Source organism: Psychroserpens sp., assembly GCF_034670085.1.
Lineage (GTDB): Bacteria > Bacteroidota > Bacteroidia > Flavobacteriales > Flavobacteriaceae > Psychroserpens.
In genome coordinates, this window is the sequence record NZ_JAXMOD010000004.1 from 190,503 (window position 1) to 215,866 (window position 25,364).

The following is a 25,364-nucleotide window of genomic DNA, read 5'->3' on the forward strand; positions in this document are numbered from 1 at the left end:
ACCAACAACGCAAACATAATATTATGACGATAACACAGTGGTTAATTTTCATCTTGATAATTCAAGTTATTCACGGACTTGGAACATGGAAACTATACGTTAAAGCTGGACGACAAGCTTGGGAAGCCTTTATTCCAGTCTATAATTCGGTTATTTTAATGAAAATCATCAATAGACCTTGGTGGTGGACCATCTTATTATTCGTTCCTATTGTAAATCTTATTATGCTTCCTGTTGTTTGGGTTGAAACTGCAAGAAGTTTTGGAAAAAACACGTATCAAGACACATGTCTTGCTATAATTACTTTAGGGTTTTATAATTATTATCTCAACTATGTAGCAGATGTTTCTTACGTAGAAAATCGAGATTTGAATCCAAAATCAAGTTCTGGAGATTGGACGAGTTCTATTTTATTTGCTATAGTTGCGGCTACCATTGTGCATACCTATTTTATTCAACCATTTACAATTCCTAGTTCTTCATTAGAAAAATCATTACTCGTTGGTGATTTTCTTTTTGTTAGCAAGTTTCATTATGGAGCCAGAATTCCTATGACCACAGTTGGAGCTCCAATGGTACATGATACAATTCCTATAATTAATAAAAAATCATATCTATTTGACGACCGCATCGAGAAAAGAAGCAGCTCTTGGAAAAACAAACTCCAATTACCATATTTGAGGTTGCCAGGTTTTGAAGATATTGAACGTAATGATATTGTTGTTTTCAATCAACCTGCCGATACCTTATTAGATATGAATAATTTCAATCCAGATCGGAATTATTATAAACCGATAGATAAGAAAACGAACTTAGTTAAGCGTTGTGTAGGAATTGCTGGAGATTCATTAGAAGTTAGAGATGGTTATGTATACATCAATGGTAAGAAAAATGAACTACCTGACAGAGCAAAATTACAGTTTGCTTACGACATTGTATTGAAGGGTAACTTTACAGCAGATCAAATTTATGATGCATTGAAACGTTATGACATAACCGATAACCCTTATCAGTTAGAACAAGGTACTATCGTTGTTCAAGCTACGGAAGAATCGGTTGCTAAAGCTAAGAATAATCCATATTTCGCAAGCATTTCTAGACGTGTAACTCCAAAAGGTGAAGATGGTAATCTATTTCCGAGAGACCCACAATATCCTTGGAATTATGATAATTTCGGACCACTTTATATTCCGAAAGAAGGCGCAACAATTGATTTAAATTTAGACGTATTACCATTATACAGACGATTGATTTCAGAATATGAAGGCAATTCGTTAACTGTAAAAGGCAACCAAATCTTAATTAATGGAGCACCTGCCAATTCATATACATTCAAACAAAACTATTACTGGATGATGGGAGATAATAGAGACAATTCTATTGATGCTAGAGCTTGGGGATTTGTGCCATTTGATCATGTTGTTGGAAAACCAGTATTCATCTGGATGAGTTGGAATGGCAAAAGTCCACGCTGGGAACGTTGGTTTACAACTGTTGGCGGAAGTGGGAAAGCAACGTCTTACCTCATACCGTTCTTAGTTCTATTATTTGGATGGTTTGGTTTCAATACATGGCGAAAACGCAAGAAAGCGAATAGCTAATTGAACTATTAATTTCTAAACAGACGAATGAAAGTCTTACTACATCCCACATACTTTCCGAGTATCGCAAATTTTGTAGCGATGATGAAAGCCGAAAGATATGTATTCGAAATTAATGATAATTATCAAAAGCAAACCTACAGAAACAGGACTACAATTTATGGTGCCAACGGAAGATTAGACCTCAACGTTCCTGTACATTATACTCAAAAAAATCGTCAATTATACAAGGACGTTACCATTTCTAATATTGATAACTGGCAGGATTTACATCTAAAATCTTTGGAATCCGCATATAGCGCATCACCTTTTTTTGAATTTTATATCGATGATTTAAAGCCTTTATTTGAAATAGAAGCGACTCATATTATGGATTTTAATTTGAAGTGTTTAGAAGCTATTTTTGAATGCATGCAAGTCCCTTTTGATTATGAAACAACTCAAGTTTTTGAAAAAGAACCTATTAATACCCAAGACGCAAGACCTTTAGCTAACAGTAGAAAAGAGATTGCACAACACTTCGAATCTTACGCTCAAGTTTTTGATGAAAAGCATGGTTTCATCCAAAACTTAAGCATTTTAGATCTGCTATTTAACGAAGGACCAAATTCAATTACATATTTAGAATCTCAAAAACTTAAACTGTAATGTTACAAACGATTGTTCATTACGGAATACATTTTCTCCTACCATTAATTTTTGCATTGCTATTTTTTAGAAATCAATGGAAATTGGCTTTCATAATTATGATTTGTACCATGCTAATCGATGCAGATCATCTTTTAGCAACACCAATGTTTGACCCGAATCGTTGTAGTATTAATTTTCATCCGCTTCACTCCTACTATGCAATTTGTGCTTATGTACTGTTATCAATTATCAAAAAAACAAGAATTCTGGGTATTGGTTGTATAATTCACATCTTAGCAGACTATGTGGATTGCTTGATGATGACTTAAAATTATAATTCTAGTTTCACTTTAGCCATAACTGGATAGTGATCAGATAATTTAACGTCGTAGGTTTTAAATGAATTCACATTAAACCGTTCATCAACAAGTACAAAATCAATTCTTACTGGAAAGAACTTAAAATCAAATGTGCGTCCGAACCCATTTCCAGCTTGTTTAAACGCATCTTTTAGATTTCCTTTTATTTCTTTATAGACATAAGAATACGCTGTGTTATTTAAATCGCCACAAATAATCATTTTGTATGAACATTCCTTTTTATGCTTTAAGAAGAGTTCGGTCTGGAACTGTTGCATTTTAAAAGTATTGCTAACACGTTTAAATAAATTTTCAGAATTCTCATTCTTCAATTTTTCTACGGTAGGATCAATTCCTAAAGATTGCAGATGTACATTATAGATTCTAATGGTATCTACGCCTTTTACAACATCAGCAAAAATGGCATTATTTGAGGTTTCTAGGAATTCTATGGAACCTGAATTTATTATCGGAAACTTTGTGAAAATTGCTTGTCCGTTTTTAACCTTCTTTCCAGACAAGTGCTCATATTTATAATACCCTTCAATACTAACTTTAGCATCAGGTCTATATTCTTGGATACATAAAATGTCAGGATTTTTTTCAGCAATAAAACTGGATATTTCTTGCTTTACATTGGTATCTTTAATCCAGTCAAAAACATTAAACAATCGCACGTTATAATTCATAATTGAAATATTCTGGCTGTCGTCAACATTTTTAGAAGAAGAAAACTTATACAAAGAAAACACATGATTGTAACCAATAACAAGAACCAAAAGCGACAATAAAAGTTGGCGTTTCACATTGAGTAACCAGTAAATTAGGAACAAAATATTGATAATGATTAAGGCTGGTACAGCCAAACTTAAAACAGAAAGGATAGCAAACTGCTTAGGAGCCATGTATGGCAAAACATAAGATAATAACAAGGCAAAAGCCATCAATGAATTGATGACAAAAATCAACTTGCCAAAACCTTTAAGATTTTTCATTTAAAAATAGCTAATTTTTACCTGCTTTAAATAGAAATGCTTTTTCCTCTGCTGTCAAACTTTCATAACCACTCTTACTTATTTTATCAAGAATGAGGTCAACCTTTTTTTGATTATTAAACTCATTAAACTGTTCTTTATTATGACCTGCAAATGGTTTCTTTTTACTTTTATGCACCGTTTTTAATGGAGATTTGGCTTTAAATAGGTTAGCGATACTATCCATAAATCGTCCAAAACCAGCACCAATATCTGAACCTTTCAATAATTGCGTAGCGTAAATATAACCTAGAATGGTACCACCAAAATGAGCTACTTTACCTCCTTGATTAATTCCAAAAAGACCAATAAAATCAATAACCACAATTGCGAGTCCGATATGCCATAATTTAATTCTAATAGCAAAAAATTTAGTTTCACGATTAGGCATATAAGCACATAAAAAAATCAATAAAGCATTAACTCCTGCTGAAGCTCCTACTAAAGGTCCGACTCTCGAAGCCATCGATTCTGGAATAAGATTATAGACCAATAGATATAATATTCCACCAGATAAAATGCCTAAAAAGTATATATTTAATGATTGCTTGGATGGAAATAAATTGACCATACTACGGGACACAAAATATAGTATTACCAAATTAAATAGCAAATGAATAATATCATAATGTGTAAATCCGTAAGTGATAATAGACCATGGTTTTAGAATAAAATCGAAAATATCCTTAGGCAATTCTAACCAAGCTAGAGCGTCTTCTCTTGGGATTTTCTGGACGGTTTTAATTAACCAACCTAAAAAAAAGACGACAATATTTGCGGCAATTATCTTTTCAAAAACATTGAGATGTTTCAGTTTATCTTTTATGTCGTGTGTTAACGAGGTCATCGATCCCAACGGTTTTTATTAAACTGATTTTTTTTCCAATACCACATGATAATAAATCCAGTTAATGCACCTCCAACGTGAGCCATATAAGCTGTATTACTCGGACTAAAGAACGACTGACCAGTAACAGCAGAAATGACATCTAAAAGAATAATTCCTGGAATAAAATACTTCGCCTTTATTGGTATTGGCAAGAAAATTAACATGAGTTTCGCTTCAGGATTCATCATACCAAACGCTGCTAAAATGCCCATGATACAACCAGATGCGCCAACCATAGACGCATTATAAATTGGAAATCCATCCTTTAATAAAGCAAATTGGCTATCATTTACACCTTGAATAACCTCGTTAGTGGTAAACATTTGTATGATTTCTGAACTTGTTAAACCACTTGAGATTAATTCTGAATATAATGGGACATAATTAAAATAGTAATAACCCAATTGAAATAAAACAGCTCCAAATCCTGCAGACATATAAATGAACAAGAATTTTTTACTTCCCAATTGTGCTTCTACAGCTGACCCGAACATCCATAAGGCAAACATATTGAACAAAATATGAGTAATACTTAAGTTCTGAAGACTTGCGCCTCCATGCATGAACATATGCGTTATTATTTGCCATGGCTGGAACATTTCATTCTTTGGAAAATACAATGCAAACCACTCGTAAAATAGATTTCCATTACCAACAAATAATGTTCCAATGAACATAATTACATTGATGATAATTAAATGTTTTACAGTATCGGTGATGCCTCTTATCATAATTTAATTACATGAATTTTTTATCAAAATCGTCTACACTCATTGTTATAAATGTAGTTTTATTGGTTGGTGAAACTGAAGGTTCCTTACAAGCAAACAAGCTATTAAGTAAATACTCTTGCTCTGTGCTAGTTAAAGACTGACCTGTTTTAATCGCTAAACTTTTAGACAATGACTTTGCAAGTAAATCTGTAGCACTAAAATTACTATCTGGCACTTCCTGTTCTACATCACTAATTAGCTGTTCTAAAATAATAGACACTTCGCTTTCAGGCACATTTACAGGAACTCCTGTAATTTCAAGGGAATTATTTGCAAATTTAGAAAACACAAAACCTGTGTGCTCTAAATCTTCTTTTAACTGCTCCAATAATTCCATTTCAGAAGTCGAAAACTGCAATGCTAATGGAAATAACAACTGCTGACTTACAGCCTCTTGAATCGTAGTATGTTTCAATAAACCTTCATAAAGTACACGTTGGTGTGCACGATGCTGATCTAGGATAAGCATACCTGATTTAATCGTACTTATAATATATTTATTGTGCAGTTGATAGGTTCTATGTTTTGATTCGATAGCACTTTTCTCATTAAAAAGCGATTGATTTTGAGGCTCACTTTCAAACTGAACCTCACTAAACTCTTGTGTTGTTTTGGTGCCTTTACTTTCTAATCCTACATATAAACTTTCCCAATGTGCAGTTGGTTCTTTCCTATATGAGGTTGAAAAACTACCAGATTTATTAGACGATTTCTCTTCTTGAAATGGATTAAATGATCTATCGACATCTATGGTTGGGTTAGACACTCGTTTTCCTTCAAAATCATATGGTGTATCTAAGTTTCTATCACGATCAAAATCTAAAACTGGCGCAATATTAAACTGACCCAAGCTATGCTTTACAGATGAACGCAAAATAGCATATAAGGTATGTTCGTCATCAAATTTAATTTCAGTTTTGGTAGGATGAATATTGATATCAATTGTTTTTGGATCTACTGTAAGATTCAAAAAGTAACTTGGATAACTGTTATCTTTCATCAAACCTTCAAACGCGGCATTGATTGCGTGATTGAGATAAGCACTTTTAATAAACCTATTATTTACAAAAAAGAATTGTTCATTTTTAGTTTTTCTAGCAAACTCAGGCTTTCCAACAAAACCAGAGATTTTTAAAACTTCAGTTTCTTCTTCAACAGGCACAAGCTTTTCATTGGTTTTTCCTCCAAAAATATTAACAATACGTTGTCTGTATTTACCTTTAGGTAGATTAAAACTTTCACTTCCGTTGTGAAACATTATAAATGCGATATCAGGATGTGCTAAAGCTACCCGATGAAATTCATCAATTATATGTCGTAACTCTACGTTATTAGACTTTAAAAAATTTCGTCTGGCAGGAATATTAAAAAACAAGTGTTTAACAGCTATTGATGTCCCTTTTGGAGTTACAACAACCTCTTGAGATTTCACTTCACTACCTTCAATTACAATTTGAGTTCCAAGCTCTTCTTGTTCTTGTTTCGTTTTTAATTCTACATGAGCAATAGCTGCAATACTAGCGAGAGCTTCACCACGAAATCCTTTTGTATTTAAACTAAATAGATCTTCTGCGGAACGAATTTTAGAAGTTGCATGACGTTCAAAACTTAATCTAGCATCAGTCGTACTCATTCCTTTACCGTTATCGATAACTTGAATTAAGGTTTTCCCAGCATCTTTAACTATGAGTTTAATAAGATTGGAATCTGCATCAATAGCATTTTCAAGCAATTCTTTAACTACTGAAGCTGGACGCTGTACGACTTCGCCTGCTGCAATTTGATTAGCAACATGATCTGGTAAAAGTTGAATTATGTCTGCCATTAGCGATCAGAAAAGAAAATAGAAAGGTCGAAATCAATAATAAATAAGAACACTAAAATTAAAACACCAACAATTATCAAGATACGTCGATTAGCACCTGACCTATCATCATTGTATTTATAATCCTCTAAAGCGTTATTAAGTTTATTCTTTAAACCTTTATCACTTCCAACGGTAACACGATACTCATCAAACTTATGCTTAAGTTCAAAAGGATTACCTTCACCTTTGTAATAACGAGGTGTGTAACTATATTTTTTGTTCTTGCGTGTGTTTAGAATTCCCATAATTATGATATTTCGTAGTAAGTTAAAACATACCAACCCGCAATTATCATTCCTAAAACAATTAATAATAATACTAATCTGTTTGCTGAATGGCTTTTGTTTTTACCTTTATTTCTAATGGAATCCCATTGCGACTTGATGTTCTCATCAGAATTGCCTTCAGAATCTCTTAGATGTCTAGGTACATAACCGAAGCGTTTGTTTTTGCGTTGCTGAAATAAGTTCACTACAAAACTTAATAGATGTTATTATCCAAAAGTACAGAATTTACAAGGAAAAATAAGCGTTGAAGTCCTAAAAATTGTTAACATCAACTGAAGCATCTTAGTCCACTAAAACTATAAAATTCAAACTACTTTAAGTTTAAATCTGCCATTTTAATAGCAGCTATAGCTGCTTCTGTGCCTTTATTACCGTGCTTACCTCCAGAACGATCTATAGATTGCTGCATATTATTATCGGTAAGCACACAAAAAATTACAGGTGTATTTGTGGTAAGGTTTAATTCTTTGATGCCTTGAGTAACACCATCACAAACAAAATCGAAGTGTTTTGTTTCGCCTTGAATAACACATCCAATAGCAATCACCACATCAACATTTTGTTCTATCATTTTTTTTGAACCATAAATCAACTCAAAACTTCCTGGCACATCCCATTTAATAATATTTTCAGATAGTGCTCCACAATCTAATAAAGCATTTAAAGCACCTTTATAAAGTCCGTTAGTTACGGTATCATTCCATTCTGAAACAACAATCCCAAATCGAAAATTTTTCGCATTTGGGATTGTGTTTTTATCGTAATTTGATAAGTTATGGTTTGCAGTTGCCATAATTTAATTCTTTGCTTCTGCTCTTCCTATAAATACATCAATATTGGTAGCTTCAGCAGAGCTTGAAAATTCTTCTTTTATTCTTTTAAAATAATCTAATGCTTTATCGGCTTGGCCTAATCCTAAAGCAACATTAGCAGCTTTAAATAAATACATAGGTGTTGTGTAGTCATTCGTAGAAGCAGCAATTGCCTTTTCGTAATATCCTAAAGCATCTTCTTGTTGATTTAACTGAACAAATGCATCACCAATAGCCCCTTTTGCCACTGGTCCTAAAACAGCATCATCCGTTTTAAAATCACTTAAATGCTTTACTGCATTTGAATAGTCTTTAAGATTTAAATACGACATACCTGCATAATAGTTTGCAAGATTTCCGGCAGGTGTGCTACTATATTCGTTAACGATATCCAGCATTCCGTACTTTCCATCTCCTCCTGTAAGCGCTAAATTGTATAATGAATCCTTAGCAGTACCGTTAACAGCCTCTTCAAAATATTTTTGAGCAGTGAACATTTCGTTCATAGCTTCATTGGCCTTAGGTTCAGCAATAAATTTATTGTACCCTAAGTATCCTAAAACTATTGCCGCAGCAAGTCCAACTAGGATAAAAATATTCTTCTGATTCTTAACAGCCCAGTCTTCAGCCTTTGAAGCACCTTCATCTAAGGTATTAAAAACTTCAGCAGTTGTTGAGTTTTCTTCTATAGCTTCAACTTTCTCAGCTTTTGTTTTTGGTTTGTAACCTCTTTTCTTATACGTTGCCATAATTCTTTATTTGTGCCCGCAAAAATAAAATTTTTATTGGGATTTAAAAGGTAAATTATTTGTTATTTTTACTTCTTCTTACTATAAACTAAACCTAAACGCAAATATTCCTGTAAGTTTTATGATTTTAAAAACCCTCAGTTTGGTTAATTACAAGAATTTTGAGAGTCAAGATTTCGAGTTTGACACAAAGATTAATTGCTTTGTTGGCTTCAATGGTGTTGGTAAAACAAATGTATTAGACGCCATATATCACTTGTCTCTAGGGAAAAGTTATTTTAATCCTGTAGCAACTCAAAACATAAAACATGATGCTGAATTCTTTGTTGTAGATGGTGTTTTTGAAAAGAATGAGCGACCTGAAAAGATTATAGTCTCTCTTAAACGTGGACAAAAAAAAGTGATCAAACGGAATGGTAAGGCTTATGAAAAATTTAGCGATCATATTGGTTTTATCCCTTTAGTTATCATTTCGCCTGCAGATCGTGATTTAATTATTGAAGGCAGCGACACACGACGTAAGTTTATCGATAGTGTGATTTCGCAAAGTGATAAATCTTACCTCAACAATTTAATTAACTACAATAAGGTCTTATCACAACGTAATGCATTATTAAAGTATTTTGCACTTAACAATACATTTAATCAACAAACTTTAGAGGTTTACAATGAACAATTACATGGTTATGGTACTGAAATATTTAAAACTAGACATGAATTTTTAGAGGCTTTCATTCCCATTTTCAAACAACGTTATGACGCTATTAGTAATAATAATGAAACCGTAAATCTTATTTATAAAAGTGATTTGTATGAAGATGATTTGAATTCACTTTTATTACAACGCATTAATAAAGATAAAGCCATACAATATACTAGTGTAGGCATTCACAAAGATGATTTGAGCTTTGAAATTGAAACACATCCGATTAAGAAGTTTGGGAGTCAAGGTCAGCAAAAATCATTTTTAATTGCCTTAAAACTAGCGCAATTTGATTTTGTAAAGCAGCAAAGTGGTGTAACACCTTTATTGTTATTAGATGATATTTTTGATAAATTAGATGAACAGCGTGTTGCACAAATTATTGGTTTGGTTGACAATGAAGATTTCGGGCAATTATTTATAAGTGATACACATGCTGAACGCACCGAAAATGTAGTCAAGCAAATTCATCAATCCTACAAAATTTTTAAATTATAGATATGCATTTTAAAAAGGTATTTGTTATCATTTTTACATTAGTAATTCTGGGTTGTTCAAAAGATCCTCAAATTTTCATACCACATCTAAATGGATATTGGGAAATTGAGGAAGTAACACTTTCAAATGGCACAAAAAAAACATACTCATATAACGATACTGTTGATTATATTGAAATTACAGATAGTTTAGTAGGATTTAGAACCAAATTAAAACCTAATTTAACTGGCACTTATGAAACGTCAACCGACAAAGAACGATTAGAGGTCAAAATAGAAAATGACAGTTTACATTTGATGTATTCTACACCTTATGCAAATTGGAAAGAAACCGTTTTAAATGCCAATAAAGATCAATTATTAATTATTAATACCAATAAAGATATGTATCTTTATAAAAGGTATGAGCCTTTAAATTTAGAGTAAATCTTAACTAAGATTGATATGGCAAAACGTAATAATAACCATTTACCAATTAGTGACATTTTAAAGGAATTTGTTGAAGCAAATAATCTCCAAACGGGCTTGGACAAAGTCAATGTAAGAGATGCTTGGGCTAAAATGATGGGTAATGGTGTAAATAACTACACAACAAATATCGTATTAGAACGCGATACACTTTATGTGCAACTAAGTTCGAGTGTGTTGCGTGAAGAATTGAGTTATGGCAAAGAAAAAATTATTAAAATGCTCAATGAATCATTAGGTAAAGATGTGATTTATAAGCTAGTTTTAAGATAGATATTACTAAAACCACGATATAAAAAAAGCACCTTTTTAGGTGCTTTTTTTATATATATTTAATTGAGATACTGAAACAAGTTCAGCATAAGCGATTCACTCAAGTTTAAAAAACTTGGTTCTACATATGTTCAACCAATACAATGAGATACTGAAGCAAGTTCAGCATAAGCGATTCACTCAAGTTTAAAAAACTTGGTTCTACATATGTTCAACTAATACAATGAGATACTGATGCAAGTTCAGCATAAGCGATTCACTCAAGTTTAAAAAACTTGGTTCTACATATGTTCAACCAATACAATGAGATACTGATGCAAGTTCAGCATAAGCGATTCACTCAAGTCTAAAAAACTTGGTTCTACATATGTTCAACCAATACAATGAGATACTGAAGCAAGTTCAGCATAAGCGATTCACTCAAGTTTAAAAAACTTGGTTCTCTGCTTACTTCACATCCATCAGTTCTACATCAAATACTAAAGTTGCATCTGGAGGAATTACGCCTCCAGCTCCAGCAGCACCATAACCTAAATCACTCGGAATTACTAAACGCGCTTTATCACCAACATTTAGCAGACAAATTCCTTCGTCCCAACCTGGAATAACCTGACCAACACCTACTTGAAAATCTAATGGTGAATTTCGTTTATACGACGAATCAAATACAGTTCCGTCAGCAAGTTGACCTTTATAATGTACTGACACCATTTTACCAGCTTCTGCAGCTTTACCTTCACCTTTTTGAATAATTTGGTAACGTAATCCACTTTTAGTTTCTTCAAAACCTGCAGCTAATTTATCTAATTCGGCTCTTGCAGCCTCACGTTCAGCAGCAACTCGCTTTTCTCTTGAACCTTCAAAAGTTCTAAATGCTTCAACAGCATTAAAGCTTTCAGCAGCCGCACCAACTCTAATAATCTCTAAGGTTTCAATAGCATCATCTTGTGAAATTGCATCTACTACATCTTGTCCTTCTTTCACTTTACCAAAAACCGTATGATTATTATCTAACCAAGGTGTTTCAATGTGAGTAATAAAAAACTGACTTCCATTTGTTCCTGGTCCAGCATTTGCCATAGACAACACTCCTGGTCCATCGTGTTTTAAGTCGGGATGAAACTCATCATCAAATTTGTAACCTGGATTTCCAGTACCAGCACCTAGAGGGCAACCACCTTGAATCATAAAATCAGGAATTACTCTATGAAATTTTAATCCGTCATAATAAGGAGTTCCTTGAGGCTTTGCAGAATTCTCTAAATTCCCTTCAGCTAAAGCAACAAAATTACCTACTGTTCCTGGTGTTTTTTCAAATTCTAAAGCGACTAATATTTCGCCTTTAGTTGTATTAAATTTCGCGTATAAACCGTCTTGCATCTTGTTTTATTTTAATTGAGGTGCAAAGATACACAATGATTTATGATATCCGAATTACGATTTATGAAAATATAAAAGGGCATTGCAAAATAGTTTTGTACGCGTCAATTTTAAAAGTAATTTTGCTGAAATTCTCTATTATGAACTTTATTACCAAATTAAAAGCTGCCTTCGGAAATCCTAAAGCCATGGAAAAACTTCATGTTGATGATCATACCGAAGCTATAATTAATGACATAGAAAATGAACCCTTTGCTATTTCAGATTCTAATGTGCTTTATGCTGGACTTAACGAGTTAGGTGGTTATTATTTCTTTCAAACGGTAATTGTTGGGTCGTTTCATGTAAAAACTGTAAAAGGTGCACAACTTAAAGTAATTGGTAATGATTTTGAATTAGTATTAGATTCGGATATGATAGAGTTAGAATCTGACCATTCAAATGTTTCTAATAGAAGTATTTCTAAAATAGATTTTCAAATTGATGAAGAAGATGCTTCTAAAATTGATCGTTCTAGCATAAAACAGCTTGCATTAACTTGTAAAAATGAAAATGTGGTGTTTTCAATTTATGAATTAAGCAAAGATGAAGAGGAATAAGATTTAACTCTTTTCTTCAAACTCTGGACAATCTAACCTGATGTCCCGATTTAATAGTGTTTTTTCTAATAATCCACAATAATCTGAAGTACCTTGCTTCTGATAATACTTACAACCAAAACACGTTCGTTGTACTGTTAATGTACCGTTTTGATTGAGTTTATAAATCAATTCACTCAAGGTTTTGAAAACACTTTCAAGTTCTACCTTCTTAAATCTATCGACTTGCTGTTGTAATGGATTTGCAAAATCATAGGTTTCTGAAACCATTTGCTTTCCTAATTGAGACAAATGAATGCTATAGCTTCTACTATCACTCGAAGAATAATCTTTAAGAACTAATTGCTTCTTATCAAGAATTTTAACCGCATCACTAATTGTAGGTTTAGTCACGTTAAACTCCTTAGCTAGATGACTCACATTGCACAAATCTTGCCTATGGTAATTTATAAAAATCAGGATTTGAATTTGTATCGGACTTAAACCCACTTGCTTCGCTTTTTCCCAGAGTAAAATTTTAAACACCTCAGAAACACGTTCAAGACCTGAAACAATTTTACTGGAAAGATCTTCTTCCTGATGATTGGGATTAAAAACACTATTATCCATAATATAAAAAAAAGCCTGCCGAATATAAGTCGACAGGCAAAGTTAGTCATCCTAATTAAATTAATTACAATTTTCCATTTCAATTATAGAATATCCGTTTTTTGAAATATCATCAATCACAGATTCTGGAGCAGATTCTATATGACAAAAATTACATATCTCTGTTGTGAGTTTTGAAGCTTCAAAAGTCTTACTTGACACATAAGAATTACCGAAATCTAAAATGCGTTGTTCGTCATTAAATTGACTAGGAACTAAGATATCAAAGTGCATTATTTTTCCATCTTTTCTTTGGACATATGTGTCCCATACTGAAACGTTCATAAACGAGGGGTATTAAATTAGTTTTATTTAAATAGGACTCCTAACTAGATTATAAAAGACTAAGTTTTTACATCTGCCATTGAAGCACCAAAGTTGATGTGCAAGGTATTTCCATTTGGAGTAACTAAAGCAGGTACAGATTCTACTCCAGCATTTTCAGCCTCTTGAATTCTTGATCTATCTTCTCCTATGTTAACGATTTCAATGTTGTCTGAACCAATAAGGTTAATAATGTCGTGTTCTGCACTTACACAAACTGGACATCCTGCGTGATAAAAAATTGATTTACTCATTTTACTATACATTTAAATTATTGCACTATTGCAACACAAATATAGTTAGGATTCCTTACTTTATAAAACAATTTTGCTAATTTTAAACATTAATATTACAACATTCTGATTTTGAATGTGTTAAAAATAAACTTAATTCGGATAACAGTAAATAGTGGTAGAAAATAAATCCTAATTAGCGACTTCGCTCATAAACTTAATGCGATACAAACGGAGTTCTTCTTCTTCATAATCACCATCAAATTCTTCAATGGCATCAGAGATTTTATCCGTTTCAGATTCCATAAAATAATCGTGAATTTCTTCTTGTTGATCTTCATCTAAAATTTCATCGATCCAATAGTTTATATTGAGTTTTGTACCTGAAAACACTATTGCCTCCATTTCTTTAGTGAAATCTGTCATACTCATTCCCTTGGACGATGCAATGTCATCTAACCGCAACTTTCTATCTACATTTTGAATGATATATAACTTAATTGCAGAATTTGACCCTGTACTTTTAACAACAAAGTCGTCAGGTCTCATAATATCATTATCTTCAACATAAGTAGAAATTAACTGAATAAAATCTTTACCATACTTTTTAGCTTTACCATCACCTACTCCATGAACATGGCTTAATTCTTCAATAGTAATGGGATATTTTAAGGCCATATCTTCTAAGGAAGGATCTTGAAAAATCACAAAAGGCGGTACACCTAATTTTTTAGCGTTAGCTTTTCTGAGATCTTTTAGCATTTTCATTAATTTCTCATCGGCAACTCCTCCACCTCCTTTAGCAGCTGTAATTATTCCATCATCACTACCTTCATCAAACACATGATCTTCAGTCATCATGAATGATTTCGGAGATTTTATAAAATCGTGACCAGCTTGAGGCATGCGTAATACACCATAAGTTTCAATATCTTTTTTTAAGAAACCTGCTACCAAAACCTGGCGAATAAGAGCCATCCAATAGCGTTTATCTCTATCTTTTCCAATACCGAAGAAAGGTTGGGCATCTGTTTTATGCGAAGAAATTAATGCATTTGGAGCACCTATTAATACATTAACCAAGTCTTTAGATTTATACTTTTCATTGGTTTTGTCGACTGTTTCTAACAAGGTTACCACCTCAGCTTTAGCTTCGTGTTGTTTTTTAGGATTACGAACATTATCATCCATATCTCCTCCTTCACCTGTTTCATTATCGAACTCTTCACCAAAATAATGCAAAATAAACTTTCGTCTAGACACAGAACTTTCAGCAAAAGCAACAACTTCTTGAAGTAATGCTTGTCCGATTTCCTGTTCAGCCACGGGTTTTCCTGACATGAATTTTTCAAGTTTTTCAATATCCTTATAAGCATAATATGCTAAACAATGTCCTTCACCTCCATCACGACCAGCTCTACCAGTTTCCTGATAATAACTTTCAATACTTTTTGGCATATCATGATGAATTACAAAACGCACATCTGGCTTATCGATTCCCATTCCGAAGGCTATAGTAGCCACCACAACATCTGCATCTTCCATAAGAAACATATCTTGATGTTTAACTCTCGTTTTTGGATCTAAACCTGCATGATAAGGCACTGCTTTTACACCATTAACCTGAAGTACTTGGGCTAATTCTTCAACCCGTTTTCGACTTAAACAGTAAACAATTCCTGACTTTCCTTCATTTTGCTTAACAAATCGAATGATATCAGCATCTACATTTTTAGTTTTCGGACGTATTTCATAATATAAATTTGGTCTATTAAAAGACGCTTTAAAGGTCGTTGCATTGGTAATATCTAAACTCTTTAAAATATCCTCTTGAACTTTTGGTGTTGCAGTTGCTGTCAAACCTATAATTGGAATATTATCACCAATACGTTTAATTATATGTCTAAGGTTTCTGTATTCTGGTCTAAAGTCATGTCCCCATTCACTAATACAATGGGCTTCATCAACTGCCATAAATGAAATTGTAACCGTTCTTAAAAACTCGACATGTTCCTCCTTTGTTAAAGATTCTGGAGCCACATAAAGCAATTTAGTTACACCATTAGTGATGTCTTCTTTAACACGTTTAACTTCAGTTTTATTTAGTGATGAATTTAAAACATGCGCGACACCTTCTTCATTAGAAATACCTCTTATGGCATCAACTTGGTTTTTCATTAAAGCTATTAATGGAGATACTATTATAGCCGTGCCTTCTTTAATTAGTGCAGGAAGTTGGTAACACATTGATTTCCCACCTCCTGTTGGCATTATAACGAATACATCCTCACCAGCAACAACACTTTCAATGACACTCTCTTGAAGTCCTTTAAATTTTGAAAAACCAAAGTATTGTTTAAGTGCAGAATGTATATCAATTTCTTTTATACTCATTAATCCCTATTAGTATTTTTGATACATTTGCATAAGACTAAAGATAACAATTTCTTTAAACCCATCAAACTCAAAAATATTTAATTTTGAACAGTATACATTCTATCTTAGAAACCGCTAGAAAAACCATAGATTTAGAACGGGATGCTATAGCCAATCTAAGCCATTTGCTTACTGATGACTTTGCCAATACGGTCTCTTTAATATACAACTCTAAAGGACGCGTTATCATCACCGGAATTGGTAAAAGCGCTATAATCGCTAATAAAATTGTCGCAACTCTAAATTCTACAGGAACTCCAGCCGTGTTTATGCATGCTGCAGATGCCATTCATGGTGATTTAGGTTTAATTTTAGAAGATGATGTAGTGATTTGTATTTCAAAAAGTGGCAACACACCTGAAATTAAAGTCTTAGTACCTTTAATTAAAAATGCTCATAATAAAATGATAGCTATTACAGGTAATGACAAATCGTTTTTAGCATTGCAATCTGATTATATTCTAAATACCTATGTAGAACAAGAAGCTTGTCCGAATAATTTAGCGCCTACAACAAGTACAACGGCACAATTGGTTATGGGAGATGCTTTAGCTATTTGTTTATTAGAGCTTCGAGGATTTTCAAGTCAGGATTTTGCAAAATATCATCCAGGAGGCGCCTTAGGAAAACGCTTGTACTTGCGCGTAAGTGATTTATCATCTGTAAACGAAAAACCTAAAGTAGATCTTAATACATCAGCTAAAGATGTCATTGTTGAAATTTCAGAAAAAATGTTAGGTGTTACTGCTGTTGTTCACGATAATAAAATTGCAGGAATTATTACTGATGGAGATTTAAGACGAATGCTAACCAAAAGTGAAGATTTCATTCATTTAACTGCAAAGGAAATAATGAGTAGCAATCCTAAACGAATAGATGAAGACGCGATGGCTATCGATGCAATGGAACTCATGGAAGAACATGGTATTTCACAACTACTAGTTGAAAAAAACGGAGAATACGCTGGCGTAATTCATATTCATAACTTAATTAAAGAAGGCATTATATAATGGGAAAAAAGAATACCGACGAAATGTCTTTTTTAGATCACGTTGAAGAGTTAAGATGGCATTTAATACGAATCACACTTTCTATTTTAATTTGTGCTACAGTCGCATTTATTTTTAGTGGTTTCGTTTTTGAACATATTATTTTTGCTCCAAAGCGTATGGACTTTCCAACTTATAAATGGTTATGTCAAGCTTCACAATTTATTGGAATTAATGATACAACATTTTGTGCTACAGAGTTTCCATTTAAGGTTCAGAGTAGAACAATGGCTGGTCAGTTTTCAGCTGACATTTGGACCTCTATCTTTGCAGGATTTGTAATGGCATTCCCTTATGTGATTTATCAGCTATGGAGTTTCATAAGTCCAGGGTTACGCCCTTCAGAACGAAAATATTCTAAAGGTTTTATCTTTATTACATCGTTTTTGTTTTTTGTAGGTGTGTTATTCGGTTATTATATAGTAACACCATTATCTATTAATTTTTTAGGAAATTATAGTGTGAGTACAGAAATTTCAAACGAGTTTGATATTAGCTCTTATATTTCCATTATTAGATCATCAAGTTTGGCTTCTGGTCTCGTATTTCAATTGCCAATAATTATTTACTTTTTAACTAAAATTGGATTGGTCACACCACAAATCATGAAGAAATACAGAAAGTTCGCCTTAGTCATCGTCTTGGTACTTTCAGCTATAATAACACCTCCAGATTTGGCAAGTCAAGTTATTGTTGCTATTCCAATATTAATATTATATCAAGTAAGTATCTATATTTCAAAAGTTGTAGTTAAAAATCTAAATAAAAAAAAGCAAGCCAATGTCTGATATAGTTTCTGATTTTAATGCGTATCGTTCTAAAATGAATGAGTCGATATTAGCGGATAATAATAAAATTATTAAACGCATATTTAATTTAGACACTAATGCATTTACTGAAGGTGTTTTGGATAAAAAAACCAAAGAATTATTAGGTTTAGTTGCCTCAACGGTTTTAAGATGTGACGACTGCATAAAGTATCATTTAGAATCAAGTCATAAAGAAGGACTCAATAAAGATGAAGTTGTTGAAGCTTTAGGAATTGCTACACTGGTTGGCGGAACGATTGTAATTCCGCATTTAAGACGTGCCTATGAATATTGGGATGCGCTCGAAGCTGAGCGTTAAACTTATAATAAAGACAAAGACTGGTCTTTGTTAATTTACTATTTTAGCCATCATGAAAAAATTAATTGCCGATAATTTAATGAAATCCTATAGCGGAAGAAAAGTCGTTAAGGATGTCTCTTTGGAAGTGAAACAAGGAGAGATTGTTGGATTACTTGGACCAAATGGTGCTGGTAAAACAACATCATTTTATATGATTGTTGGACTTATTAAGCCTAATGGCGGAAAAATTTTTCTTGATAATACTGAAATCACATCGTTTCCAATGTATAAGCGTGCTCAAAATGGAATCGGATATTTGGCTCAAGAGGCTTCAGTATTTAGAAAACTAAGTATTGAAGACAATATCTTAAGTGTATTGCAAATGACTAAGCTTAGTAAGAAAGCCCAAGAAGATAAAATGGAATCTTTAATTGAAGAGTTCAGTTTAGGACACATTCGTAAAAGTAGAGGTGATTTATTATCTGGTGGTGAACGTCGTCGTACTGAAATTGCCAGAGCCTTAGCCACTGATCCAGATTTTATTTTATTAGATGAACCTTTTGCTGGTGTTGATCCCGTTGCTGTTGAAGATATTCAAAGAATTATTGCGCAACTGACTAAAAAGAATATTGGTATTTTAATTACTGACCATAACGTACAAGAAACCTTAGCTATTACAGACAGAACATATTTGATGTTTGAAGGTAGCATTCTTAAAGCAGGTGAACCTGAAGAACTAGCTAGTGATGAAATGGTACGTAAGGTTTATTTAGGTCAAAACTTCGAGCTTAGAAAAAAGAAATTAAATTTCTAATGTCACTTTACCATTAGTATGCTACATTGTTTTCTTTTTTGAATCCATCGTTTGTTCAGCTATTAATTTCTTTTGATAACGGCCTTGAACGATATCCACTATCACCAAAATCGCAATTACAAAATAGAACGTCGTTTTACTCATTGGAACAATTTCATTTCCAAATATTTCTAAATGCGCTAGATGTCCGCCTTCAGTCACTAACATAATACCGACAATAAAAAGGATAAATAAACCTAATACTTCGTACATTCTATTTTTCGCTAAGAAAACTGAAATTCTATCAGCTAATAACAGCATTAATAATCCGCTCACAACAATGGCTATAGCCATTACAATAAATGCAGTTGTAGAGTTTGCTATATCGCTGGTTAAACCAATAGCTGCTAAAATAGAATCGAATGAAAACACCAAATTCATGATTACAATACTCGTTATGACTGCATTTGAAGACTTTCGGCTTTTTTGATCACCATCAACCTCTTCACTTAAATCACTTTTACCAATCATATGCCATATTTCTTTTATAGCTGTATAAATTATAAAAGCGCCTCCGGCAAGTACAATGATGCTATGTCCGTTAAACGCAAAATGCAAAACATCACCAAGTTTGCCAGTTAACCAAGTGAAAGGTTCTTGAAAAAAATCAATAATAGAGACAAGTACAAATAATAAGACTATCCTTAAAATTATAGCTATTAAAATCCCTATTTTCCTAACACGCCTTTGATCGGAAGCAGGTGCCTTTTTAGATTCTAAAGAAATATAGAGAAGATTATCAAATCCTAAAACTGCTTGCAGTAAAACAAGCATAACTAGTGTGAAAAGAATTTCTAGCATAAAAATAGATTATTTAGTAGTTGCATTTTTTAGTATCGACAGTAAGATGTACAGAATAATAATTAAAGGGATCGCTATAAAATGAAAACCAATCATTAAAATAACGCTCAATAGAATCAAAGCATATCGAAATTTATTATCTGAAAAACTGAAGTTTTTAAATTTTAAGGCAAATAACTTTATATTAGAATTCAATAAAAAGCAACTGACAATTGTTAAACCAAATAAAAACCATGTATTCAAAATAAGTGAACTAAACATTTCACTGTTTTGAAATTCTATGATTAATGGCAAAGACATAATTAACAAGGTATTTGCAGGTGTTGGCAACCCTTTAAAATAACTTTGTTGATCTTCGTCAATATTAAATTTTGCTAAACGATATGCAGACGCTAGCGTTATAAACAAACCGATAAGTGCAACTGGTGCAATATATACTGAAGAGGAATGAAAGTCTGAACTCCATCCTTGTTTATGTATTATCTCTGGTGCATCTATACTAATTGATATCAATTTAAACATCACTATTCCTGGCACTAATCCACTAGTAACCATATCTGCTAAAGAGTCAAGCTGGACACCCAATTCACTTTGCACGTTTAGTTTTCTGGCTAATAAACCATCAAAAAAATCAAAGAAAATCCCTAAACATACAAATGCTGCAGCTTCCACAAAATTATTATGAACAGCAAATACTACGGCAATGCTTCCGCAGAGCAAATTAAGAAGTGTTACAAAATTAGGAATGTACTTTTTTATGGACATGTATAAGGTTTGTGTAAAAATAGTAAACTATTCTCGACTAATACAAACAGAAGACAATAACTACATCATTTTACAGTTTAATAGATGAAAAATAATATGCATCTTTGTAAAAATTTTTGCTGTTGAAAAAATACTTACTTATTGTACTGTCATTAATGACATTAATAAGCTCTGCACAAACCGTTCGTAAATACTCAAATGAGTTTTTAAATATTGGTGTAGACGCAGCTGCTCTGGGAATGAGCAATGCCGTAGTTTCTCACACATCAGATGTAAATTCTGGCTATTGGAATCCAGCAGGATTAGTCCATTTGGAAGACAACCAATTAGCGGCTATGCATTCAAGTTATTTTGCAAATATTGCCAACTACAATTATTTTGCTTTTGCAAAAACACTAGATGACCGAAGCGCTATTGCCATCTCATTAATTCGTTTTGGTGTTGATGATATTTTAGATACCACCCAATTAATCGACGATCAAGGAAACATCAATTATGATCGCATTAGTTTATTCTCAACAGCAGATTATGCACTAACTTTTTCGTATGCCAGAAATTTACCAATTCCTGGTTTGAGTTATGGTGTAAATGCCAAAGTTGTTAGACGAATTATTGGTGACTTTGCCAATTCTTGGGGATTTGGGTTAGATTTAGGTATTCAATTTGAAGGTGATAACGATTGGAAATTTGGTATCATGGCGAGAGACATTACGACTACTTTTAATGCTTGGTCTTTTGATAAGGACAAGCTTGAAACCATTGAAAATGCTATTGAAGGCCAAAATCAAACAGTTCCAGAAAGCACTGAGCTCACGATTCCTAAATTACAAATAGGCGTATCGAAGAAATACATATTTCGTTATGACTATTCTTTATTAGCTTCTTTTGATTTAAATGTAAGATTTGAGCAAAATAATGACCTTATTTCTACGTCTTTTGCAAGTTTCAATCCCGCTTTAGGATTTGAATTTGGCTACACAGATTTGGTGTTTTTAAGAGCTGGTCTTGGAAATTTCCAAAATGAGTTACAACTCGATAACTCTGAAGATTTAACCTTTCAACCTAGTTTAGGATTGGGCTTTAAATACAAAGGGATTTATGTAGATTATGCGTTTACCGATATTGGTGACCAAAGTGTTGCATTATATAGTAATGTGTTTTCATTAAAGCTCGATTTTAGTATCTTTAGATAGTGAAGCAATTCTTACTCGCATTAGCCTCAGGATTTTTATTTGTTTTAGGATGGCCAACCTATGGTTTTCCACTATTGTTATTTTTTGCATTTGTGCCTTTACTTTTGCTTGAACATAACATTAGACTATCTGAAACCAAACGTAAAGGACTTAAGATTTTTGGACTTTCCTATCTTTCATTTTTTATATGGAATATTTTAACAACCAGCTGGTTAGCTTACGCTAGCGTTTTTGGAGCTGCATTTGCTGTGTTTGTGAATACTGCGTTGATGGCTTTGTTAGTATTGATTTATCATAAATATGCAAAACGTTCTTCACAAAACAGAGCTCTACTTTTTTTAGTAACGCTCTGGATTAGTTTTGAAAAACTACATTTAGGTTGGGAATTTTCATGGCCTTGGCTCAATTTAGGAAACGCATTTTCAGAATTTATTTCTTGGATTCAGTGGTACGAATATACTGGAACATTTGGCGGAACACTTTGGGTATTAGTATTAAATGTATTCGTATTTAAAAATATTCTCAAGTATCACAAGAAGCAATCTAAAGCCCTAATAAAACCTTTTCTATTAAAGTTTGCTGCCTTTGTTTTCATTCCTATTGGAATATCTTTAGTCATTTACTATAACTATAATCATGAAGGCGACAAAGTTAATGTTATTGTGCTTCAGCCTAATATTGATCCATATTCGGACAAATACAACATTACTAATTTAGAGTTTTCAGAGTTATTCTTTGAATTAGCGAATTCAAAAATTACTGATTCTACAGATTTTGTCATTGCTCCTGAAACTTTCTTTGCTGAAAGCACTCGACTTCCAACCTTTGACAATTCACCCTTAACAGGTAAACTAAAACGTTATGTCAACGAGCATCCCAATGTGAATCTATTAACTGGAATTTCATTTATTGATTGGTTTCATGATAAGAAAAGAATAAGAAAAGAAACCAACACCTATAAACCTAGAATAAATACATGGTATGACGATTATAATACGGCTATACTAGTTAACGCTTCAGACTCCGTAGCAAAATATAACAAATCTAAACTTGTAGTTGGTGTTGAAAATTTTCCTTATCAACATATTTTAAAGCCAATTGTTGGAGATGCCTTAATTGATCTTGGTGGAACTGTTGCCATGAAAACCACACAAGATTATAGAGGTGTATTTACTTCATCAAACCATAAGTTTAAAGCTGCACCTATCATTTGTTATGAATCGGTTTATGGCGAATTTGTTACTGGATATGTTAGAAATGAAGCTAATTTTTTAACCATTATAACTAATGACGGTTGGTGGAATGACACTCAAGGCCATAAACAACATTTGAGTCTTGCTCGATTAAGAGCTATAGAAACTAGACGTGATATAGCTAGAAGTGCAAATACTGGGATTTCTGCAATTATTAATTCAAAAGGAGAGATTACTAGTCGTTTAGCCTATAATCAAAAAGGTGCCTTAGCCGGACAAATTACTACAAATAACAAGCTCACCTTTTATGTAATTGCTGGTGACTATATCGCTAGAATTTCAATATTTATTATGATTTTCGTATTCTTAATTGGTTTTTTCCGAAAAGAAAAAAGTAAGCTTTAGATAATTACTGTCCTCTATAATACAATATTGTGCTCAAGGTTTTAACGACGATATTCAAATCTAAAAACACACTTCTATGCTTAATGTAGTACAAATCGTATTGTAATTTTGTTAAGCTATCATCAACTGAAGATCCGTATCTAGTTTTTACTTGAGCCCAACCTGTTAGACCTGGTTTAATAATGTGTCTTGTTTCATAAAATGGTATAATTCTAGACAATTCATTGACAAAAAATGGTCGTTCAGGCCTTGGTCCGATGATACTCATTTCTCCTTTTAAAACATTGATAAACTGTGGAATTTCATCTAATCTTGATCGTCTTAAGAATTTTCCAAAAGTCGTAATTCTATGGTCATTTTTTTCAGCCCATTTTGCACCTTCACTTTCAGCATTAACGATCATACTTCTCAGTTTCTTAATATGAAAAATATGTCCGTTTTTACCAACACGTTCTTGAGAATAAAACAATGGTCCTTTATTCGCAATAAGGTTTCCGAATAAAATAAAAGGTAATAATAAAATACCAATCAATAAACCAACTATAGAAAACAAAACATCAAATGTTCTATGAAAAAACAAATACAACGTGTTTTGATTGCTTCTACTAAATGGAAAGTATTTATAGAAATCTTTACCAACAAATTGAATTGGTACTCGATACGTTATTTCTTCATAAACTTGCGTATACTCTCTTATGGTAAAGCCATGCTCTAATAAGCTAATTAAATCATGATAAATATCTGGCGTAATAGTTTCAGAATCATAACTCGCGACTAGAATTTCAGAAATTTTATGCTTTTGAATAACATCCATAAGCTCTTCTGGCTGAAACTCTTTTAGGCCTTTAAACTTAATGGGATCATCTGTTTCCCTTTCACAGTTAATAAAGCCTATAATTTTGTAATTAGGATCTGTTTCTTTTAAAGGTTTAATAATGTTTTCAATATTCGATATTTCACCAACCAATAGTACTTTTTTATAAAAACGAGGAGAAGAAACGAAGGTAGTATATGCCAATCGCCAGATAAACAACATGACGATTATAATTAAATAAAAATAAATGATTTGCAGTCTATTTTCAGGTAAAAATGGTGTGAAAAAAGGTGTTAACAGATAGAATAGAACTGTTGTAGATGCCGTAATTACAATATTTCTAAATGTAACATCCAGTTTATTCGATTTTTGTAAGTCATAGATTTCGAAAATAGTCCCAAATATGGATATATATAAACCAAGAACAAATAAAGCTACCCCATTTTCTTTATTAATTCTTAAATAGTCAAAATCAAGAAATAACTCAATAAGGTAAAGTCCGGTAAAAATAAATAACATATCAAAGATGCGTAAAAGTATCTTACGCTCGGATATTTCAAAATGTATGCCCTTCTTTTTAGTCATTAATTCAAATTATTGCTAAATATAATAAGTTAAG

General features: G+C 32.6%; 29 protein-coding genes. 13 read left to right on the forward strand and 16 right to left on the reverse strand.

Annotated features, from left to right (window positions below; translation table 11 throughout):
- Nucleotides 1-23 precede the first annotated feature (23 nt).
- Genes lepB through VOI25_RS08690 form a run of 3 tightly spaced genes read left to right on the forward strand, consistent with a single transcriptional unit; the run spans nucleotide 24 to nucleotide 2,560 of the window.
- Nucleotides 24-1,601, forward strand: coding sequence for a signal peptidase I (gene lepB / locus VOI25_RS08680; protein WP_323788667.1), 1,578 nt, complete (start codon nucleotides 24-26; stop codon nucleotides 1,599-1,601).
- A 27-nt stretch (nucleotides 1,602-1,628) separates the two neighbouring features.
- A complete protein-coding gene (locus VOI25_RS08685) occupies nucleotides 1,629-2,249 on the forward strand; it encodes a WbqC family protein (protein WP_323788668.1) in 621 nt (206 codons plus the stop codon).
- A complete protein-coding gene (locus tag VOI25_RS08690) occupies nucleotides 2,249-2,560 on the forward strand; it encodes a DUF6122 family protein (protein WP_323788669.1) in 312 nt (103 codons plus the stop codon). Before VOI25_RS08685 ends, VOI25_RS08690 begins: the two co-directional genes overlap by 1 nt.
- A gap of 2 nt (nucleotides 2,561-2,562) precedes the next feature.
- On the opposite strand, the gene VOI25_RS08695 is transcribed toward VOI25_RS08690, so the two are convergent.
- From VOI25_RS08695 to VOI25_RS08730, 8 genes are all read right to left on the reverse strand, one after another.
- Complete coding sequence (locus VOI25_RS08695) at nucleotides 2,563-3,585, reverse strand: endonuclease/exonuclease/phosphatase family protein (protein WP_323788670.1); 1,023 nt, start codon at nucleotides 3,583-3,585, stop codon at nucleotides 2,563-2,565.
- Nucleotides 3,586-3,595: 10 nt separating this feature from the next.
- The gene (locus VOI25_RS08700) at nucleotides 3,596-4,471 is read right to left on the reverse strand and encodes a rhomboid family intramembrane serine protease (RefSeq protein WP_323788671.1); all 876 of its coding nucleotides are present in this window, start codon (nucleotides 4,469-4,471) and stop codon (nucleotides 3,596-3,598) included.
- A complete protein-coding gene (locus tag VOI25_RS08705; protein WP_323788672.1) occupies nucleotides 4,468-5,244 on the reverse strand; it encodes a rhomboid family intramembrane serine protease in 777 nt (258 codons plus the stop codon). Before VOI25_RS08705 ends, VOI25_RS08700 begins: the two co-directional genes overlap by 4 nt.
- 7 nt (nucleotides 5,245-5,251) lie before the next feature.
- Entirely contained in the window at nucleotides 5,252-7,111 is a 1,860-nt protein-coding gene (mutL, locus tag VOI25_RS08710; RefSeq protein WP_323788673.1) for a DNA mismatch repair endonuclease MutL, read from the reverse strand.
- Complete coding sequence (locus tag VOI25_RS08715) at nucleotides 7,111-7,398, reverse strand: riboflavin synthase subunit beta (protein WP_323788674.1); 288 nt, start codon at nucleotides 7,396-7,398, stop codon at nucleotides 7,111-7,113. The genes mutL and VOI25_RS08715 overlap by 1 nt, the downstream gene beginning before the upstream one ends.
- A gap of 2 nt (nucleotides 7,399-7,400) precedes the next feature.
- Entirely contained in the window at nucleotides 7,401-7,625 is a 225-nt protein-coding gene (locus tag VOI25_RS08720) for a hypothetical protein (protein ID WP_323788675.1), read from the reverse strand.
- Between the two features lie 125 nt (nucleotides 7,626-7,750).
- On the reverse strand, nucleotides 7,751-8,233 hold the full coding sequence (gene ribH, locus VOI25_RS08725) for a 6,7-dimethyl-8-ribityllumazine synthase (RefSeq protein ID WP_323788676.1): 483 nt from the start codon (nucleotides 8,231-8,233) through the stop codon (nucleotides 7,751-7,753).
- Nucleotides 8,234-8,236: 3 nt separating this feature from the next.
- Entirely contained in the window at nucleotides 8,237-9,001 is a 765-nt protein-coding gene (locus tag VOI25_RS08730) for a tetratricopeptide repeat protein (protein WP_323788677.1), read from the reverse strand.
- 121 nt (nucleotides 9,002-9,122) lie between these two features.
- Between VOI25_RS08730 and recF the strand changes: the two genes are divergently transcribed.
- From recF to VOI25_RS08745, 3 genes are read left to right on the forward strand one after another with little or no spacing between them, the layout of a single operon-like run.
- Entirely contained in the window at nucleotides 9,123-10,202 is a 1,080-nt protein-coding gene (recF, locus tag VOI25_RS08735) for a DNA replication/repair protein RecF (protein ID WP_323788678.1), read from the forward strand.
- A gap of 2 nt (nucleotides 10,203-10,204) precedes the next feature.
- Nucleotides 10,205-10,627, forward strand: coding sequence for a lipocalin family protein (locus tag VOI25_RS08740; RefSeq protein WP_323788679.1), 423 nt, complete (start codon nucleotides 10,205-10,207; stop codon nucleotides 10,625-10,627).
- 18 nt (nucleotides 10,628-10,645) lie between these two features.
- Nucleotides 10,646-10,942, forward strand: coding sequence for a DUF721 domain-containing protein (locus VOI25_RS08745; RefSeq protein WP_323788680.1), 297 nt, complete (start codon nucleotides 10,646-10,648; stop codon nucleotides 10,940-10,942).
- Between the two features lie 447 nt (nucleotides 10,943-11,389).
- Here the strand turns inward: VOI25_RS08745 and VOI25_RS08750 are convergent, their stop codons facing one another.
- Nucleotides 11,390-12,322: a peptidylprolyl isomerase gene (locus tag VOI25_RS08750; protein WP_323788681.1), complete on the reverse strand. Its 933-nt coding sequence runs from the start codon at nucleotides 12,320-12,322 to the stop codon at nucleotides 11,390-11,392.
- Nucleotides 12,323-12,462: 140 nt separating this feature from the next.
- Between VOI25_RS08750 and VOI25_RS08755 the strand changes: the two genes are divergently transcribed.
- Complete coding sequence (locus tag VOI25_RS08755) at nucleotides 12,463-12,921, forward strand: hypothetical protein (RefSeq protein ID WP_323788682.1); 459 nt, start codon at nucleotides 12,463-12,465, stop codon at nucleotides 12,919-12,921.
- A gap of 3 nt (nucleotides 12,922-12,924) precedes the next feature.
- Here the strand turns inward: VOI25_RS08755 and VOI25_RS08760 are convergent, their stop codons facing one another.
- The 4 genes from VOI25_RS08760 to VOI25_RS08775 form a co-directional block, all read right to left on the reverse strand.
- Entirely contained in the window at nucleotides 12,925-13,530 is a 606-nt protein-coding gene (locus VOI25_RS08760) for a MarR family winged helix-turn-helix transcriptional regulator (RefSeq protein ID WP_323788683.1), read from the reverse strand.
- Nucleotides 13,531-13,590: 60 nt separating this feature from the next.
- Nucleotides 13,591-13,854 carry a DUF2024 family protein gene (locus tag VOI25_RS08765; RefSeq protein WP_323788684.1) on the reverse strand — a complete coding sequence of 88 codons (264 nt, stop codon included), beginning with the start codon at nucleotides 13,852-13,854 and terminating at the stop codon, nucleotides 13,591-13,593.
- A gap of 59 nt (nucleotides 13,855-13,913) precedes the next feature.
- Nucleotides 13,914-14,147 (reverse strand): thioredoxin family protein, encoded by a 234-nt coding sequence (locus tag VOI25_RS08770; RefSeq protein ID WP_323788685.1) that lies wholly within the window; start codon nucleotides 14,145-14,147, stop codon nucleotides 13,914-13,916.
- Nucleotides 14,148-14,318: 171 nt separating this feature from the next.
- Nucleotides 14,319-16,520: a RecQ family ATP-dependent DNA helicase gene (locus VOI25_RS08775; RefSeq protein WP_323788686.1), complete on the reverse strand. Its 2,202-nt coding sequence runs from the start codon at nucleotides 16,518-16,520 to the stop codon at nucleotides 14,319-14,321.
- A gap of 86 nt (nucleotides 16,521-16,606) precedes the next feature.
- Here VOI25_RS08775 and VOI25_RS08780 point away from each other — a divergent pair, with 86 nt between their 5' ends.
- Genes VOI25_RS08780 through lptB form a run of 4 tightly spaced genes read left to right on the forward strand, consistent with a single transcriptional unit; the run spans nucleotide 16,607 to nucleotide 19,535 of the window.
- Complete coding sequence (locus VOI25_RS08780; RefSeq protein ID WP_323788687.1) at nucleotides 16,607-17,572, forward strand: KpsF/GutQ family sugar-phosphate isomerase; 966 nt, start codon at nucleotides 16,607-16,609, stop codon at nucleotides 17,570-17,572.
- Entirely contained in the window at nucleotides 17,572-18,399 is an 828-nt protein-coding gene (gene tatC, locus VOI25_RS08785; protein ID WP_323788688.1) for a twin-arginine translocase subunit TatC, read from the forward strand. The genes VOI25_RS08780 and tatC overlap by 1 nt, the downstream gene beginning before the upstream one ends.
- Nucleotides 18,392-18,739: a carboxymuconolactone decarboxylase family protein gene (locus VOI25_RS08790; protein ID WP_323788689.1), complete on the forward strand. Its 348-nt coding sequence runs from the start codon at nucleotides 18,392-18,394 to the stop codon at nucleotides 18,737-18,739. The genes tatC and VOI25_RS08790 overlap by 8 nt, the downstream gene beginning before the upstream one ends.
- 52 nt (nucleotides 18,740-18,791) lie before the next feature.
- Entirely contained in the window at nucleotides 18,792-19,535 is a 744-nt protein-coding gene (gene lptB, locus VOI25_RS08795) for an LPS export ABC transporter ATP-binding protein (RefSeq protein WP_323788690.1), read from the forward strand.
- 21 nt (nucleotides 19,536-19,556) lie between these two features.
- Here lptB and VOI25_RS08800 read toward each other — a convergent pair whose 3' ends face one another.
- Nucleotides 19,557-20,375: a TerC family protein gene (locus VOI25_RS08800; RefSeq protein ID WP_323788691.1), complete on the reverse strand. Its 819-nt coding sequence runs from the start codon at nucleotides 20,373-20,375 to the stop codon at nucleotides 19,557-19,559.
- A gap of 9 nt (nucleotides 20,376-20,384) precedes the next feature.
- The gene (locus VOI25_RS08805) at nucleotides 20,385-21,140 is read right to left on the reverse strand and encodes a CDP-alcohol phosphatidyltransferase family protein (protein WP_323788692.1); all 756 of its coding nucleotides are present in this window, start codon (nucleotides 21,138-21,140) and stop codon (nucleotides 20,385-20,387) included.
- Between the two features lie 122 nt (nucleotides 21,141-21,262).
- On the opposite strand from VOI25_RS08805, the gene VOI25_RS08810 reads away from it, so the two are divergent.
- Complete coding sequence (locus tag VOI25_RS08810) at nucleotides 21,263-22,333, forward strand: PorV/PorQ family protein (RefSeq protein WP_416376065.1); 1,071 nt, start codon at nucleotides 21,263-21,265, stop codon at nucleotides 22,331-22,333.
- Complete coding sequence (lnt, locus tag VOI25_RS08815) at nucleotides 22,333-23,931, forward strand: apolipoprotein N-acyltransferase (RefSeq protein ID WP_323788693.1); 1,599 nt, start codon at nucleotides 22,333-22,335, stop codon at nucleotides 23,929-23,931. The genes VOI25_RS08810 and lnt overlap by 1 nt, the downstream gene beginning before the upstream one ends.
- 4 nt (nucleotides 23,932-23,935) lie before the next feature.
- On the opposite strand, the gene VOI25_RS08820 is transcribed toward lnt, so the two are convergent.
- A complete protein-coding gene (locus VOI25_RS08820; protein WP_323788694.1) occupies nucleotides 23,936-25,330 on the reverse strand; it encodes an exopolysaccharide biosynthesis polyprenyl glycosylphosphotransferase in 1,395 nt (464 codons plus the stop codon).
- Nucleotides 25,331-25,364 lie beyond the last annotated feature (34 nt).

What these genes read in the sequence shown, in the direction of transcription:
- lepB (WP_323788667.1), top strand. Translation starts at nt 24, where the DNA reads ATGACGATAACACAGTGGTTAATTTTCATCTTGATAATTCAAGTTATT.
- VOI25_RS08685 (WP_323788668.1), top strand. Translation starts at nt 1,629, where the DNA reads ATGAAAGTCTTACTACATCCCACATACTTTCCGAGTATCGCAAATTTT.
- VOI25_RS08690 (WP_323788669.1), top strand. Translation starts at nt 2,249, where the DNA reads ATGTTACAAACGATTGTTCATTACGGAATACATTTTCTCCTACCATTA.
- VOI25_RS08695 (WP_323788670.1), bottom strand. Translation starts at nt 3,585, where the DNA reads ATGAAAAATCTTAAAGGTTTTGGCAAGTTGATTTTTGTCATCAATTCA.
- VOI25_RS08700 (WP_323788671.1), bottom strand. Translation starts at nt 4,471, where the DNA reads ATGACCTCGTTAACACACGACATAAAAGATAAACTGAAACATCTCAAT.
- VOI25_RS08705 (WP_323788672.1), bottom strand. Translation starts at nt 5,244, where the DNA reads ATGATAAGAGGCATCACCGATACTGTAAAACATTTAATTATCATCAAT.
- mutL (WP_323788673.1), bottom strand. Translation starts at nt 7,111, where the DNA reads ATGGCAGACATAATTCAACTTTTACCAGATCATGTTGCTAATCAAATT.
- VOI25_RS08715 (WP_323788674.1), bottom strand. Translation starts at nt 7,398, where the DNA reads ATGGGAATTCTAAACACACGCAAGAACAAAAAATATAGTTACACACCT.
- ribH (WP_323788676.1), bottom strand. Translation starts at nt 8,233, where the DNA reads ATGGCAACTGCAAACCATAACTTATCAAATTACGATAAAAACACAATC.
- VOI25_RS08730 (WP_323788677.1), bottom strand. Translation starts at nt 9,001, where the DNA reads ATGGCAACGTATAAGAAAAGAGGTTACAAACCAAAAACAAAAGCTGAG.
- recF (WP_323788678.1), top strand. Translation starts at nt 9,123, where the DNA reads ATGATTTTAAAAACCCTCAGTTTGGTTAATTACAAGAATTTTGAGAGT.
- VOI25_RS08740 (WP_323788679.1), top strand. Translation starts at nt 10,205, where the DNA reads ATGCATTTTAAAAAGGTATTTGTTATCATTTTTACATTAGTAATTCTG.
- VOI25_RS08745 (WP_323788680.1), top strand. Translation starts at nt 10,646, where the DNA reads ATGGCAAAACGTAATAATAACCATTTACCAATTAGTGACATTTTAAAG.
- VOI25_RS08750 (WP_323788681.1), bottom strand. Translation starts at nt 12,322, where the DNA reads ATGCAAGACGGTTTATACGCGAAATTTAATACAACTAAAGGCGAAATA.
- VOI25_RS08755 (WP_323788682.1), top strand. Translation starts at nt 12,463, where the DNA reads ATGAACTTTATTACCAAATTAAAAGCTGCCTTCGGAAATCCTAAAGCC.
- VOI25_RS08760 (WP_323788683.1), bottom strand. Translation starts at nt 13,530, where the DNA reads ATGGATAATAGTGTTTTTAATCCCAATCATCAGGAAGAAGATCTTTCC.
- VOI25_RS08765 (WP_323788684.1), bottom strand. Translation starts at nt 13,854, where the DNA reads ATGAACGTTTCAGTATGGGACACATATGTCCAAAGAAAAGATGGAAAA.
- VOI25_RS08770 (WP_323788685.1), bottom strand. Translation starts at nt 14,147, where the DNA reads ATGAGTAAATCAATTTTTTATCACGCAGGATGTCCAGTTTGTGTAAGT.
- VOI25_RS08775 (WP_323788686.1), bottom strand. Translation starts at nt 16,520, where the DNA reads ATGAGTATAAAAGAAATTGATATACATTCTGCACTTAAACAATACTTT.
- tatC (WP_323788688.1), top strand. Translation starts at nt 17,572, where the DNA reads ATGGGAAAAAAGAATACCGACGAAATGTCTTTTTTAGATCACGTTGAA.
- VOI25_RS08790 (WP_323788689.1), top strand. Translation starts at nt 18,392, where the DNA reads ATGTCTGATATAGTTTCTGATTTTAATGCGTATCGTTCTAAAATGAAT.
- lptB (WP_323788690.1), top strand. Translation starts at nt 18,792, where the DNA reads ATGAAAAAATTAATTGCCGATAATTTAATGAAATCCTATAGCGGAAGA.
- VOI25_RS08800 (WP_323788691.1), bottom strand. Translation starts at nt 20,375, where the DNA reads ATGCTAGAAATTCTTTTCACACTAGTTATGCTTGTTTTACTGCAAGCA.
- VOI25_RS08805 (WP_323788692.1), bottom strand. Translation starts at nt 21,140, where the DNA reads ATGTCCATAAAAAAGTACATTCCTAATTTTGTAACACTTCTTAATTTG.
- VOI25_RS08820 (WP_323788694.1), bottom strand. Translation starts at nt 25,330, where the DNA reads ATGACTAAAAAGAAGGGCATACATTTTGAAATATCCGAGCGTAAGATA.